This is a genomic window from Streptomyces sp. NPDC058632 (assembly GCF_042717095.1).
Lineage (GTDB): Bacteria > Actinomycetota > Actinomycetes > Streptomycetales > Streptomycetaceae > Streptomyces.
This window is the reverse complement of record NZ_JBHXQZ010000008.1, coordinates 22,274-36,840: the sequence shown is the minus strand read 5'-3', so window position 1 is coordinate 36,840 and position 14,567 is coordinate 22,274. Positions and strand designations below refer to the sequence as shown.

Annotated in this window: 8 protein-coding genes; 1 reads left to right on the top strand and 7 read right to left on the bottom strand. The window is 72.3% G+C overall.

Going from position 1 to position 14,567, the window contains the following annotated elements:
• Window positions 1-61: 61 nt before the first annotated feature.
• From ACFWVE_RS05310 to ACFWVE_RS05295, 4 genes are all read right to left on the bottom strand, one after another.
• On the bottom strand, window positions 62-2,587 hold the full coding sequence (locus ACFWVE_RS05310; RefSeq protein ID WP_384008411.1) for a [protein-PII] uridylyltransferase: 2,526 nt from the start codon (window positions 2,585-2,587) through the stop codon (window positions 62-64).
• Between the two features lie 28 nt (window positions 2,588-2,615).
• On the bottom strand, window positions 2,616-2,954 hold the full coding sequence (locus ACFWVE_RS05305) for a P-II family nitrogen regulator (protein ID WP_042168077.1): 339 nt from the start codon (window positions 2,952-2,954) through the stop codon (window positions 2,616-2,618).
• Complete coding sequence (locus tag ACFWVE_RS05300) at window positions 2,951-4,288, bottom strand: ammonium transporter (RefSeq protein ID WP_384008409.1); 1,338 nt, start codon at window positions 4,286-4,288, stop codon at window positions 2,951-2,953. Before ACFWVE_RS05300 ends, ACFWVE_RS05305 begins: the two co-directional genes overlap by 4 nt.
• A 418-nt stretch (window positions 4,289-4,706) precedes the next feature.
• Complete coding sequence (locus ACFWVE_RS05295) at window positions 4,707-6,200, bottom strand: hypothetical protein (protein ID WP_384008407.1); 1,494 nt, start codon at window positions 6,198-6,200, stop codon at window positions 4,707-4,709.
• Window positions 6,201-6,644: 444 nt separating this feature from the next.
• Here ACFWVE_RS05295 and ACFWVE_RS05290 point away from each other — a divergent pair, with 444 nt between their 5' ends.
• Entirely contained in the window at window positions 6,645-7,310 is a 666-nt protein-coding gene (locus tag ACFWVE_RS05290; RefSeq protein WP_384008405.1) for a bifunctional DNA primase/polymerase, read from the top strand.
• 101 nt (window positions 7,311-7,411) lie between these two features.
• Here the strand turns inward: ACFWVE_RS05290 and ftsY are convergent, their stop codons facing one another.
• From ftsY to smc, 3 genes are all read right to left on the bottom strand, one after another.
• On the bottom strand, window positions 7,412-8,611 hold the full coding sequence (ftsY, locus tag ACFWVE_RS05285; protein WP_384008403.1) for a signal recognition particle-docking protein FtsY: 1,200 nt from the start codon (window positions 8,609-8,611) through the stop codon (window positions 7,412-7,414).
• Window positions 8,612-8,972: 361 nt separating this feature from the next.
• Window positions 8,973-10,391: a sugar porter family MFS transporter gene (locus ACFWVE_RS05280; protein ID WP_384008401.1), complete on the bottom strand. Its 1,419-nt coding sequence runs from the start codon at window positions 10,389-10,391 to the stop codon at window positions 8,973-8,975.
• A 225-nt stretch (window positions 10,392-10,616) separates the two neighbouring features.
• On the bottom strand, window positions 10,617-14,303 hold the full coding sequence (gene smc / locus ACFWVE_RS05275; RefSeq protein ID WP_384008399.1) for a chromosome segregation protein SMC: 3,687 nt from the start codon (window positions 14,301-14,303) through the stop codon (window positions 10,617-10,619).
• Window positions 14,304-14,567: the final 264 nt, after the last annotated feature.

Here is a 14,567-nt window from a genome sequence, read left to right as displayed (position 1 = left end):
GCCGGATCACCCCCGCATCAGCGGGGAGCACATCCGGTAAACGCATGACATGACTGAAAGATCACGCCCGCAAGGTCTCCTCCAGCTTCCCCGCGAGCGCCGCCGCCTCTTCACCCGGCAACGGCGTGCCCTCCGGACCGGTGACGTAAAAGGCGTCGACAGCGTTCGCGCCCAGGGTGCTCACGTGCGCGCTGCGCACCCGCACCTCCGCGTCCTCCAGCGCCCGCCCGATCCGGAACAGCAGCCCCGGCGCGTCCTGCGCCCGGACCTCGATCACCGTGGCCAGGCGGGACGCGGCCGGGGCGACCGCCACCCGGGCCGGGGGCGGGACCACGCCCCGGCGGCGCGGGTAGGCGGCGTCGCGCTCGGCGAGGCGGTCGGCGATGTTCAGGGTGCCGTCCAGGGCGCGGACGAGGTCGGCGCGCAGGCGGGCGGCCTGGGGCAGCGAGCCGTACTCTGCGGCGACCCGCCAGTCGAGCAGCAGGACGGAGCCCTCGACGCCCTCCGGCAGGTCGAGGGTGCGCAGCTCGGCGGTGCGGACGGTCAGGCGGTGCAGGGCCAGCACACCGGCGACCGCCGGAAGCACGCCCGCCTGGTCGGGTACGGCGATCAGCAGCTCCACGCCGAGGGGTTCCGGCCCGCCTGCCTGCTCCGGTCCGGCCGGTGTTTCCGTCTGCGGCCCGGTCGGCGGTGCGGTCTGGGCGCGCAGGGACAGCACCGGGCCGCCGGTGGCGATCGCCTCGAGGGCGAGCCGTTCCTGCTCTGCGGTGGCAGCGGTGGCCTCGGGTTCCTCCAGCGGGTCCCCGGCGAGGACCGCCGAGACGCGTTCGACGAGGTCGGTGACGAGCGAGGCACGCCAGGACGACCAGGCCGCCGGTCCGGTGGCCAGTGCGTCCGCCTCGGTCAGGGCGTGCAGCAGTTCCAGTGTCCCCTGGGTGCCGACCGCGTCGGCGACCGCGCGCACCGTGGCCGGGTCGTCGAGGTCGCGGCGGGTGGCCGTCTCGACGAGCAGCAGGTGGTGGCGTACGAGGGTGGCGAGGACGCCCGCGTCGGCGCGGTCGAAGCCGATCCGCGCGGCCATGTCCCGGACGATGGTCTCGCCGGCCACGGAGTGGTCGCCGGGCCAGCCCTTGCCGATGTCGTGCAGCAGCGCGGCGACCAGGAGCAGGTCGGGGCGGTGCACGCGCCGGGTGAAGGCGGAGGCCCGGACGGCGGTCTCGATGAGGTGCCGGTCGACGGTCCACAGGTGCACGGCGTTGCGCTGCGGGCGGCAGCGGACCCGCTCCCAGTCCGGCAGCAGCCGCGTGATCAGGCCCTCTGCCTCCAGTGCTTCCCAGACGTCGACGGTGGGGCGGCCGGATCCCAGGAGGGTCACCAGCTGTTCGCGTGCCTCGGCGGGCCAGGGTGTGGGCAGCGGGCGCACGGTGGCCGCGAGGCGCCGGACGGCGTGGAGGGAGAGCGGGAGTCCTGCCTGTGCGGCGGCCGCCGCGGCCCGCAGGGGGAGCACGGGGTCGCGTTCGGGACGGGCGGCGCGGGCGAGGACCGCCTCGCCGTCCTGCTCGACCACGCCCTCGGCGAGCGGCGAGCGCTCGGCGCCCGGCTTTCCGCCGCCGAGCGCCCTCCCGTCGCCCGCCACCGCCCTTCTGAGGAAGCCGCTCCGCTCCCTTGCCAGTGTGCGCAGCCGCGGCCGCACGGCCCGGGAGCGCAGCACGCGGCCGACTTCGCGCCAGGTGACGTCGCCGGCGTACGCGATGCCCCGGGCGGCCTCGTACACCTGGCGCAGCAGGGTGTCGGCGTCGAGCAGGCCGAGTTCGGCGGCTACCTGGTCCTGTTCCTGGAGCGCGAGCCGGTCGGTGGCGCGGCCGGTCGTCAGGTGCAGCGCGTCCCGTACGTCGAGGAGCCGGCGGCGGGCGTCGGCGAGGCCTTCGCGCGGGGCGTCGGCGAGCCAGGAGGCGGCGACGGCGCGGAGCACGGTGGCGTCGCGCAGCCCGCCGCGGGCCTCCTTGAGGTCGGGTTCCAGGAGGTACTGCAGCTCGCCGTGGCGTTCGGCGCGTTCGGCGCAGAGTTCCCGGAGTTCGGGAAGGCGTTTGGGTGCCTGGTTGCGCCAGTCGGCCAGGACGGTGGTGCGCAGGGCGGCGGTGAGGCCGAGGTCTCCGGCGATGTGCCGGGCGTCCAGGAGGCCCAGCTGGACCTTGAGGTCCTCGCCGGCGGTGCGGCGGGCCTCGGCCGGGGTGCGTACGGAGTGGTCGAGGGCGATGCCGAGGTCCCAGACGGGGTACCAGAGCCGGTCGGCGAGGGCGGCGACGGCCTTGGGGTCACTGCCGTCGTGCAGCAGGAGCAGGTCGAGGTCGCTGCGCGGGGACAGTTCGCCGCGCCCGTAGCCGCCGACCGCGATCAGGGAGGCACCGCGCAGCTGTTCGGTGCCCGCGGTGAACAGTGCGGTGAGCCAGTCGTCCGTGAGCCGGGCGAGGGCGGCACGGCGCGGCGGCCCGGACCGCGCCTCCTCGGTGAGGAGGCGCAGCCGGGCCGCCGCGTAGCCGCTGGGTCCCGAGTCCTGTGTCTCGTCGTGCGTGTCCGTGCTCGTCACCCGGAGGCTCCTGTTCCGTCGGTCTTCCTCAGAGCGCTTCCGGGCCGCGCTCGCCGGTCCGGACCCGTACGGCCGTGTCGACCGGAATCGACCAGACCTTGCCGTCACCGATCTTGCCGGTGCGGGCCGCCTTGACGACGACGTCGATGAGCTGTTCGGCGTCGTCGTCCTCGACCAGCACCTCGATGCGGATCTTGGGGACCAGGTCGACGGTGTACTCGGCACCGCGGTAGACCTCGGTGTGGCCGCGCTGGCGGCCGTAGCCGCTGGCCTCGGTGACCGTCAGGCCGTGCACCCCGAAGGCCTGCAGGGCCTCCTTGATCTCGTCGAGCCGGTGCGGCTTGACGACGGCGGTGATGAGCTTCATGCGTCCACCTTCTTGCTCTCGGCCTGGGCTGCGGACGGGGTGGCGGTGCTGCGGGCGCCACCACCGGCACCGCTGTAGTCGTATGCGGTCTCGGCGTGCTCGACCTGGTCGATGCCGGCCACCTCGTCGTCCTCGGAGACTCGCATACCGATCGTCTTGTCGAGGAGGAAGGCGAGGATCGCGGAGACGACCAGGGAGTAGGCGAGGACGCCGAAGACACCGGCGCACTGCTTCCAGAACTGGTCGAGGCCGCCGCCGTAGAAGAGGCCCTCGACCTCGGACTGGCCCTTGCCGCTGGCGAAGAAGCCGACGAGGAGGGAGCCGATGATGCCGCCGACGAGGTGGACGCCGACGACGTCCAGGGAGTCGTCGTAGCCGAACTTGTACTTCAGGCCGACGGCCATGGCGCACAGCACACCGGCGATGGCGCCGACGGCGATCGCGCCGAGCGGGGTGACCGCTCCACCGGCCGGGGTGATGGCGACGAGGCCCGCGACCGCGCCGGAGGCGGCGCCGAGCGTGGTGAAGGCACCGTGGCGGATCTTCTCGTAGGCGAGCCAGCCGAGGACGGCGGCGGCGGTGGCGATCTGGGTGTTGACGAACATCAGCGCGCCGACGCCGTCGTCGTTGCCGAGCCAGGAACCGGCGTTGAAGCCGAACCAGCCGAACCACAGCAGACCGGCGCCGAGCATGACCAGCGGCAGGCTGTGCGGGCGCATCGGGTCCTTCTTGAAACCGACCCGCTTGCCGATCACCAGGATGACACCGAGTGCGGCGGCACCCGCGTTGATGTGGACGGCCGTACCGCCGGCGAAGTCGATGACGCCCAGTTCGAAGGCCCAGCCGCCGGAGCCCCAGACCCAGTGCGCGACCGGGAAGTAGACGATGGTGGCCCACAGGGCGACGAACAGCGCCCACGCGGTGAACTTCACGCGGTCCGCGAGCGCGCCGCTGATCAGGGCGGGCGTGAGGACGGCGAACATCAGCTGGAAGACCAGGAAGACGAAGACGGGGATGGTGTAGCCGTCCCACAGTTCGGTCAGGCCGATGTCGCTGAGGCCGACCCAGCCGGAGTTCCAGCCGACGAGGCCCGCGGAGTCGGTGCCGAACGCCATGGAGAAGCCGTACAGCACCCACAGGATGGTGACGATTCCCAGACTGATGAAGCTCATCATCAGCATGTTCAGGGTGCTCTTGACCCGGACCATGCCTCCGTAGAAGAAGGCAAGGCCTGGCGTCATGAGCATCACCAGAGCGGAACAGATGAGCATGAACCCTGTGTTGGCGGCAGAAAGCGTGGGCGCTTCTGCGGCAAGGGTGATGGCTGGTGCCATCGGCGTCTCCTCGTCGTTGGTACGGCCCCGTGCGGGCGAAGCCTGAGCGGGTCGTGAGGGGTGGGCCGGTTCTGCGCCAAGAGATTCGCGCAGCGCCGTTTCGGTGGAAGCCCCTCGCTGTTTCGCCGCCGTGACGAAGGCACCCGGCGTGTTACGCGTCGATGAACTGCCGGATGCGAGCAGCGCCGATCGTTATCGTGACGCAATCTTCGCCACATGGCACCGCAACCATCGATTGAGGAGCCACGACGGCGAGCACCATGTCCGCGGGAGCGGCGCCGACCTGGGCGCAGAAAGGTGCCGGCCGCGGCGGGCCTTCCGGTGACCTGGCACGGGGGGAGCCGAGTCGGGCGGTTCGGGAGGGCCGGCCGCGGCCGGGGCTCTGGGTTTTCCCGGAGAGCTCCGGGATTCCCGGGTGTCAGACCGCTTCGGCGGTCTCCGGCAGTTCGATGGCGAGCCGCTCGGTCAGGTCGACGACTTCGGCCCGGTCGCCGAAGTCGCGGACGGCCGTGTCGACCGTCTTTCGGATACGAGTGTTGACGCGCTCGGAGCGGACCTTCTTGGCCGCCTTGATGGCGTCGGTGGCGAGAACCGCTCCCTGCTCGGGCTCGCGCTGGAGCAGGTGGACGGTGGCCATGCCGATCAGGTTGAGGGCGTACGACCGCTGGTGCCGGTCGGCCTCCGCGGCGAACAGCTCGACGGCCCGTCGCATCAGCGGCTCGGCGAGCGAGGCGTACGTGGGACTGCGGCCCGCCACGTAGGCGAGGTCGCGGAAGGAGTGGGAGTTCTCCCCGTACAGCTCGGCCTCGGAGAAGAAGCGGATCCAGTCGGGGTCCGGCTCGTCCCACTCGTCGGCCTCGGCGAAGGTGTCCTCGGCCATCCTGACCGCGCGCTTGCACCGGCCGGGCTGGCCCATGTTGGCGAAGGCGCGGGCCTCCATCGCGTACAGCATCGACTGGGTGCGGGGGCTCGCGCAGTCACGGCTGCCGTACTGCGCGAGATGGATGAGCTCGAGGGCGTCCTCGGGCCGGCCGAGGTGGATCATCTGACGGCTCAGATTCGACAGGATGTACGAGCCGAGCGGCCGGTCCCCGGCCTCCTTCGCCGCGTGCAGGGCGAGGACGTGGTACTTCTGCGCGGTGGGCTGCAGCCCGACGTCGTACGACATCCAGCCGGCCAGTTCGGCGAGCTCGGCGGCGACCTTGAACAGACGCCGTCTGATCGGACCGGGCTGGGGTTCCTGGAGCAGCTCCGTCACCTCGTGGAGCTGCCCGACGACCGCCTTGCGGCGCAGGCCGCCGCCGCACTGGGCGTCCCACTGCCGGAACATCACGGTGGTGGTCTCCAACAGGTCCAGTTCCGGCTGGGACAGCCGGCCGCGCGCGCGGCCGGCGGAGGCCGGCTCGGGCTCCGGGCGGGACTGCGCCGGGGACGGCGAGGGGACGAGCCAGCGCTGCATGGGCTCGATGAGGGACGGGCCCGCGGAGAGTGCCAGCGAACTCCCGAGGAAACCGCGCCGCGCGAGCATCAGGTCGCTGCGCGAGAACTCGCTGAGCAGGGCCACGGTCTGCGGGCCCGTCCAGGGCAGGTCGACGCCGGTCACGGAGGGTGAGGTCCGGGCGGTGCGCAGGCCCAGGTCCTCGACGGACACGACGAGGCCGAAACGCTCGGAGAACAGCTCGGAGAGGATCCGGGGGATGGGCTCGCGCGGATTCTCGCCGTCCAGCCAGCGGCGCACGCGCGAGGTGTCGGTGGAGATGTGGTGGGCGCCCAGTCGGCGGGCCCTGCGGTTGACCTGGCGGGCGAGCTCGCCCTTGGACCAGCCGCTGCGGACGAACCACGAGGCGAGCAGCTCGTTCGGACGCTTCTGATTGCTCGCAGCGTTCGTCCCGCCACCGCCGTTGCCGCTCACTGGAACGCCCCCATCCCTGAAAACCACTTGCCGCTGAGTGCGCCAAGCCCTATCAGAATGCCGGTCGCCGGGACCGCCGTCCGGCGGTTCCCACCCTTCGAACGGGAGGCCGCGTTGCCTCCGGCATACCCGTCGGCGCATGTGCCCCGAGGGACCGTGCACACAACGTAGCCCCACGATCACTCGCCCAGCCATGGCGAAACCGGAATCGCCACCATTCGCCACCCCATCGAATGAACTCACGGTGACCGACTCGCGCTTCACTTGACACGGGACAGCCACGAGTGGTGCGGCGACGCACTTGGGGGCGCGCGGCACTGTGCGCACCACCCCGAGCGCTTCGAAGCGCCGTGCGAGCAGGGCCGCACCGGGAAGTCGAGAACAGAGGGTCACGCAATGCACCCATTGCGTAACCACCGGTGCGTCGGACCCGTTGGAGGGGGCATGGGCTTCACGATCGGTATCAGCCGGGGCATCCGTGACATCCGGTCCGGCTCGCGCCGCCGGGGCCGCGGGTCCGGGGGCACCGCCGTGGCGGAGTACACCGGGCTGTGGGGCTGGGACGTGGTGCCGGGCGCCCGCGCCGCCGCCGGTGCCTGCTCCTGCGGCCGGGCGGGGTGCCGGGCACCGGGCGCGCATCCGCTGGATTTCGCGCCGGAGATCCCCGCCGGGGCGCCGTTGGACGACGTGTCGGAGATCTGGGCCGAGTACCCGGGCGCCGCGATGATGCTGCCGGTCGGGCGGGCGTTCGACGTGATCGAGGTGGCGGAGCCCGCCGGGCGCCGCGCCCTGGCCCGGCTCGAGCGTATGGGCCTGCCCGTCGGCCCCGTCGCCGCCACCCCGGACCACCGCGCCCAGTTCTTCGTCTCCCCCGGTGCCGCCGCCGCGCTGCCCGAGCTGCTCTACCGCATGGGCTGGGACGACCCGGCCGCCCTCGACCTGCACGGCCTCGGCCCCGGTACGCACATCACGGCGCCGTCGTCCGACCGGGGCGGCCTCGGCCCGGTGCGCTGGCTGCGCTCCCCCGCCCTCGATTCGGCACTCCGGCCGCCGGAGGCCCGTCTGGTACTGGGCACGCTGGCCTACGTGGTGCACCGGTCACAGGCGTAGGCGTACGTGCCTGCACGGCGAAGCGCCCGTTTCCGGATTCCGGAAGCGGGCGCTTCTTCGCGTTTCCACGGCGGTCCGGTCCGGCCGGCCGCCCCGGGGTCTCACTCCCCGATGAGCGCGTCCACGAACGCGTCGGGCTCGAACGGCGCCAGGTCGTCCGGGCCCTCGCCGAGACCGATCAGCTTGACCGGGACGCCCAGTTCGCGCTGGACGGCGATCACGATGCCGCCCTTGGCCGTGCCGTCGAGCTTGGTGAGCACGATGCCGGTGATGTCGACGACCTCGGCGAAGACCCGCGCCTGGACCAGGCCGTTCTGGCCGGTGGTGGCATCGAGCACGAGCAGCACCTCGTCCAGCGGGGCGTGCTTCTCCACGACCCGCTTGACCTTGCCGAGCTCGTCCATGAGGCCGGTCTTGGTGTGCAGCCGGCCGGCGGTGTCGATGAGCACGACGTCCGCGGCCATCTCCTTGCCCTCCTTGACCGCGTCGAACGCGACGGAGGCCGGGTCGCCGGCCTCCGGACCGCGCACGGTGTGGGCGCCGACCCGCTCGCCCCAGGTCGCCAGCTGGTCGGCGGCGGCGGCCCGGAAGGTGTCGGCGGCGCCGAGGACGACGGTGTTGCCGTCGGCGATCAGGACCCGGGCGAGCTTGCCGGTGGTGGTGGTCTTGCCGGTGCCGTTGACCCCGACGACCATCACGATGCCCGGACCGCCGGTCTCCTTCTCGGTGTGCACGGTGCGGTCCATGCTGGGGTCGACCAGGGCGACCAGTTCCTCGCGGAGCAGTCCGCGCAGCTCCGCGGGGGTGCGCGTGCCGAGCACCTTCACGCGCTCGCGCAGCCGCTCGACCAGTTCCAGGGTGGGCTGTACGCCGACGTCGGCGGTGAGCAGCGTGTCCTCGACCTCCTCCCAGGTGTCCTCGTCGAGGTGCTCTCGGGACAGCAGAGTGAGCAGGCCCTTGCCGAGCGCGTTCTGCGAACGGGAGAGACGGGCGCGCAGCCGGACGAGCCGGCCGGCGGTGGGCTCCGGGATCTCGATCGCGGGCGCCTCGGCGGGCGGCTCCTCGACGATGACCGGGACGGAGCCGTCCGGAAGATCAACCTCCTCTACGGTGCGCCGCGGTTCCTCCCGCGGCGTCTCGGCCTCGTCGCCGACGTGCGGCTCGGCCGGTGGGGCGGTGATGTCGGGGGCAGCGGGCGGCGGCGGGGGCAGCTGCTTCTTGCGGCGGCTGCCGACGATGAGCCCGCCGAGCGCGCCGACCACGACCACGGCGATGACTACAGCAAGGATGACGATGTCCATAACAGCCCCAGTATCAGCCATGGGCACCCCGGCCGTGCCGATGGCTGCCCGTGCGACGCGCCCCGTTCCGTCGGGCGCCCGCGGCCCGACGATCTGATGCCCCGCCGGTCACGGTCCGCCCCCACGGCCCGCCCGGTGCACGGTGAAGGGCGACGAGGCCGGGCCCGGCACGGTCGTACGTTTCCTTCCGGACGCGTTGCCGGAGGCGGTGCGGCACACCGCCGCCCCGGACCGGACGGGGTCCGGAGCGGGGCGGCGGGGGGACGAGGAGAGGGGCAGCGGGGACTTGAACCCTTCTCCTCGGTTCGGGGGACGGGCCCGCCCGGAGGGGGACCCGTCGGCATCGGCCCTGCGGCCGTGGTCAGCCCATTTCCTCCAGGGCCTTGCCCTTCGTCTCCTTGACGAACTTGAGGACGAACGGGATGGAGAGCGCGGCGAACACGGTGTAGATCACGTAGGTCACCGACAGGTTCCACTCGGCCAGTGACGGGAAGCTCGCGGTGATGGCCCAGTTGGCGATCCACTGCGCGGCCGCGGCCACGCCCAGGGCGGCGGCGCGGATCCGGTTGGGGAACATCTCACCGAGCATGACCCAGACGACCACACCCCACGACAGGGCGAAGAAGAGGACGAACACGTGGGCGGCGCCCAGCGCGACCCAGCCCTGGGTGGCGGGGAGTTTGCCGTCGACGAGGTCGAAGGAGAACGCCCAGGCCTCCAGGGCGAGGCCGATCACCATGCCGACGGAGCCGATGATCGCGAGCGGCCTGCGGCCGATGCGGTCGACGAAGATCATCGCGATGACGGTGCCGACGATGTTGATGATCGACGTGGTGAAGGAGTAGAGGAACGAGTCCGTCGGGTCGACACCGACCGACTGCCACAGCGTCGAGGAGTAGTAGAACGCGACGTTGATGCCGACGAACTGCTGGAAGACCGAGAGGCCGATACCGACCCAGACGATGGGCCTGAAGAAGAAGCTGCCGCCGAGCAGGTCCTTGAAGCGTGACTTCTCCTCGCTGTGCATCGCCGACTCGATCTCGGTGACGCGCGCGTCCAGGTCGACGCCCTGGCCCTCGACCTCACCGAGGATCTTCCGGGCGCGCTCGTGCTTGCCGACGGAGATCAGGTAGCGCGGGGACTCGGGGATGACGAAGGAGAGCAGTCCGTAGAGGACGGCAGGGACGACCATGACGCCGAGCATGAGCTGCCAGGCCTCCAGGCCCAGCAGTTCGCCGCGCTGGTCGCCGCCGGCGGCGTTCAGGATGCCCCAGTTGACCAGCTGCGACACGGCGATGCCGATGACGATCGCGGCCTGCTGGAAGGAGCCGAGCCGGCCGCGGTAGGCGGGCGGGGCGACCTCGGCGATGTAGGCCGGGCCGATGACGGAGGCCATACCGATGGCTATGCCGCCGACGACCCGCCAGAAGGCGAGGTCGTAGAGGGAGAAGGGGAGGGCGGAGCCGACGGCGCTGATGGTGAACAGGACCGCGGCGATCTGCATGCACCGGATGCGGCCGATGCGGTCGGCCACGCGGCCGGCGGTGGCGGCGCCGATGGCGCAGCCGATCAACGCGATGGCGATGACCTGGGCGAGAGCGGCCGAACCGATGTCGTAGCGGTCGCGGATGGCCTCGACGGCGCCGTTGATCACGGAACTGTCGTAGCCGAAGAGGAAACCGCCCATGGCGGCCGACGCCGCGATGAAGACGACGTGCCCGAGATGATCGGGGTGAGCCGTACCGGGTCCTGACTTCTGTGCCTGCGTTGAGCTGGTCACGTGTAACTCCTCGGGCCACCGGCAGCATCGCCGGGTGGGGGTTCAGCCCTTCGAGGTCCACCTGAAGGTACCTGAAGGTAAATGCGACGCCGATGAGACTATGCCTTCAAGTCCTGAAGTCAATAGAGGGGGTGAGTGGCGAATCAGACACGGATTTCACACAATGCCTGCACACGCGCAACAGGTTTGAGTTCAAAATGTGAAGCCAGCGAGTTCGAGAGTCCGTCAGGATGCCTGGCGGAGACGCTGGCTGATGACCTTGGACACACCGTCGCCCTGCATGGAGACGCCGTAGAGCGCGTCGGCGACCTCCATGGTGCGCTTCTGGTGCGTGATCACGATCAGCTGCGAGGCCTCCTGCAGCTCCTGCATGATCCGGATGAGCCGCTGGAGGTTGGTGTCGTCGAGCGCGGCCTCGACCTCGTCCATGACGTAGAACGGGCTCGGCCGCGCCTTGAAGATCGACACCAGCAGCGCCACGGCGGTCAGTGACCGCTCTCCGCCCGAGAGCAGCGACAGCCGCTTGACCTTCTTGCCCGGCGGACGTGCCTCGACGTCCACGCCCGTGGTGAGCATGTTGTCGGGATCGGTCAGCACCAGCCGCCCCTCTCCGCCGGGGAACAGCCGCGAGAAGACTCCTTCGAACTCCCTGGCCGTGTCCCGGTAGGCCTCGCTGAAGACCTGCTCGACGCGCTCGTCGACCTCCTTGACGACCTGGAGCAGATCCGCGCGGGTCTTCTTCAGGTCCTCCAGCTGCTCGCCGAGGAACTGGTGGCGTTCCTCCAGCGCGGCGAACTCCTCCAGGGCGAGCGGGTTCACCTTGCCGAGCTGCTGGTAGGCCCGCTCGGCGGCCTTCAGCCGCTTCTCCTGCTCAGCGCGGACGAAGGGGCGGGTGGCCCCGTCCTGCGGCTGACGTCCCTCCGCGGTGCCGTCGCCGGCCCCGCCGCCGGAGCCGTCGACGCCACGGGGCTGTCCGTCGTCCGGACCGCCCGGACCGCCCGTGTCCGGGAGCTGTCCACCCGGTCCGCCCTCGGCGGGCGGTGCCGCCGGTACCGGCTGGTGCGGGCCGTACTCGGCCATGAGGTGGGCGGGTTCGACGCCCAGCTCCTCCAGGGCCCTGGTCTCCAGCTGTTCCATCCGCAGCCGCTTCTCGGCGCCGAGCACTTCGCCCCGGTGCACCGAGTCCGTCAGCTTGTCGAGGTCCGCCTTCAGGTCGCGGCCCTCGGTCCGCGCGCGGGCGAGCCCCTGCTCGCTGCGGGCCTTCGCCGCCCCGGCGGCGGTGCGTTCCTCCTCGGCACGCGCGAGGGACACCTCGACGTGCGCGAGCAGGTTCCGGGCACCGGCGGCGACGGACCCGGCGACGGCCGCCTCGTGCCGCAGCCGGGCCCGCCGCTGCTCGGCACGCGCGCGTGCCTCGCGTTCCGTGCGGGCGGCCCGGTCCAGGGAGTCGGCCCGTCCGGCGAGCCCCTTGACCCGCTCCTCGTGCGTGCGCACCTGGAGGCGGGCCTCCATCTCGGTCTGGCGGGCGTTGGCCCCGTCGGCGGCGAGCCGGTCGCGCACGGAGGTGTCGGGCTCCTCGTCGAACGGCGCCTCCTCGGCGACGGCGAGCCGTTCGGCGAGTTCCTCCACGTCGTCGAGCGCCTTGTCGAGTGCCTCCTGCGACCGGGCCGCCGCGGCGGCGGACCGCTCCGCCTCCCCGGCGGCCCCGCGGGCCTGCCCGGCGAGCCGGCCGAGCTGCTGGGCGACGGAGGACTTCTCCCGGTCGGCCGTCCGGCGCCGCTCCCCCAGTTCCTCGACGAGGGCGGCGCACCGTCCGCGTTCCTCGGTCGCCGTGCGCTGTGCCCGGGTCAGCTCCTCGCACCGCACGGCGAGCTCGTCCAGCTCGGCGGCGGCCTCGTCCACGGAGGCCTGCACCTCCAGCAGGCTCGGAGCGCCCGCCGAGCCGCCGTGCGCGAAGTGCGTGCCCAGCAGGTCGCCCTCGGCGGTCACGGCGGTCAGCTCGGGCCGCTCGCACACCAGTTCCTCGGCGTCCTCCAGGGTGCCGACGACGACGATTCCGCGCAGCAGCCTGCGTACGGCGGGCAGCAGTTCGGCGGGCCCGCGCACCAGATCGGCTGCGTACTGCGGCCCGTCGGACACTCCGGTGAGCGGCCCGTGCGGGCCGTCGGGTGCCTCGGTGCGCACCGCGTCCGGGCCAGTGGTGAGGAGGAGGGCGGCGCGGCCCGCGTCCTGTGTGCGCAGCAGGCGGATCGCCTCGGCGGCGGCGGAGGGACTGGTCACGGCGAGGGCGTCGGCGGCGGCCCCGAAGGCGGCGGCGAGGGCGGTCTCGTGGCCCGGGGCGACGGTGAGCAGTTCGGCGGCGGGGCCGAGCAGTCCGGCCGGCCGGTCCTGGGCCGCGAGCAGCGCGCCGGTGCCGTCCTTGCGGCGCAGGCCCAGGGCGAGGGCCTCGTGGCGGGCCCGGGTCGCCGCGCGCTCGCGTTCGGCGGCGGTGGCCGCCTCGCGGGCGGCGGTGAGGGCGGCCTCGGCCTCGGCGAGCCGCTGCCTGGCCGCGTCGTGCTGTCCGGCGAGGTCCGCGTCGCCGGCGTCGAGGCCGTCGACCTCGGCCTGCAGGGTCTCGTACTCCTCCTGGGCGGCGGCGGCCCGTTCCCGGGCCTCGTCCCGGGCGGCCGCCAGCCGCTCGATCTCGGCCTGGGCCGCCGCGGCGCGCGAGCGGGCGGCGCCCACCTTTCCGGTGAGGCGGGCGAGTTCCTCGCGCCGGTCGGCGATGGCGCGGGCGGCGTCCTTCAGTCGCCGTTCCTCCTGGGCGAGGTCGCGTTCCAGCTCGGCGCGGTGGGCGACCGTGTCCTCCAGGGCGCGTTCGGCGGCTTCGAGGGCGGCCTCCAGCTCGGCCTCCTGTTCGCGGACGCGGGCGGCCTCGCGTTCCAGGTCCTCGGGGTCGCGTCCGCGGCGCTCCTCGGGAGGTGCGGAGGTGGCGCTCTTCACACGCGCGTCGGCGAGCGAGATGGTGCCGCGCACCCGCTCGCCGAGCTGGGAGAGCTCGTACCAGGTCTGCTGGGCGTTCTGCAGGCTCGGGGTGAGGCGCCGGACCTCGTCCTCGAGGACCGCCTCGCGTTGGAGGGCCTTGCGCAGTTCCTGCTCGGCGGTGTCCTTGCGCTCCTTGAGGGCGGCCTCGTCGGCGATCTCCGCCGTGAGGGCCTCGCGCAGACGTACCAGGTCGTCGGCGAGGAGGCGCAGGCGGACGTCGCGCAGGTCGGCCTGGATGACGGCGGCCCGCCGGGCGACCGCCGCCTGGCGGCCGAGGGGTTTGAGCTGGCGCCGCAGTTCGTCGGTGAGGTCCTGCACGCGGGCGAGGTTGGCCTGCATCGCGTCCAGCTTGCGCAGCGCCTTCTCCTTGCGCTTGCGGTGCTTGAGGACACCCGCGGCCTCCTCGATGAAGGCGCGGCGGCCCATCGGGTCGGCGTGCAGGACGGAGTCCAGCTGGCCCTGGCCGACGATGACGTGCATCTCACGGCCGATGCCGGAGTCGGAGAGCAGTTCCTGGATGTCGAGGAGGCGGCAGGTGTCTCCGTTGATCTGGTACTCGCTGCCGCCGTTGCGGAACATGATCCGCGTGATGGTGACCTCGGCGTACTCGATGGGCAGGGCCCCGTCGGAGTTGTCGATGGTCAGGGACACCTCGGCCCGGCCGAGCGGAGGGCGGCCGGTGGTGCCGGCGAAGATGACGTCCTCCATCTTGCCGCCGCGCAGCGACTTGGCGCCCTGCTCGCCCATGACCCAGCTGAGCGCGTCCACGACGTTGGACTTGCCCGAGCCGTTCGGTCCGACGACGCACGTGATCCCCGGTTCGAACCGGAGCGTGGTCGCCGAGGCGAACGACTTGAAGCCACGGAGGGTCAGGGCCTTGAGGTGCACGCCGCCGGACTCTACCCGCCCGGGATGTCCCCCTCCGTGAACCGGCGGTTTCACGGGTGAACACGCAGGGCACACCACACGTTAAAGACGGTGAAAGGATGCGCGGAGCAAGGAACTTGGGGATCCGGGCGGCGCGGGGGGGTACGGAGGCAGGCGGAGGCGGGAAAGAAAGAAGGGACGCCGGGGCGTCCCTTGCACTTCTGACAGCGTGGCGGTGGTGACGGGCGAGCCGACCGACCACTGCGTGCCGTGGTGGAGCGGTGC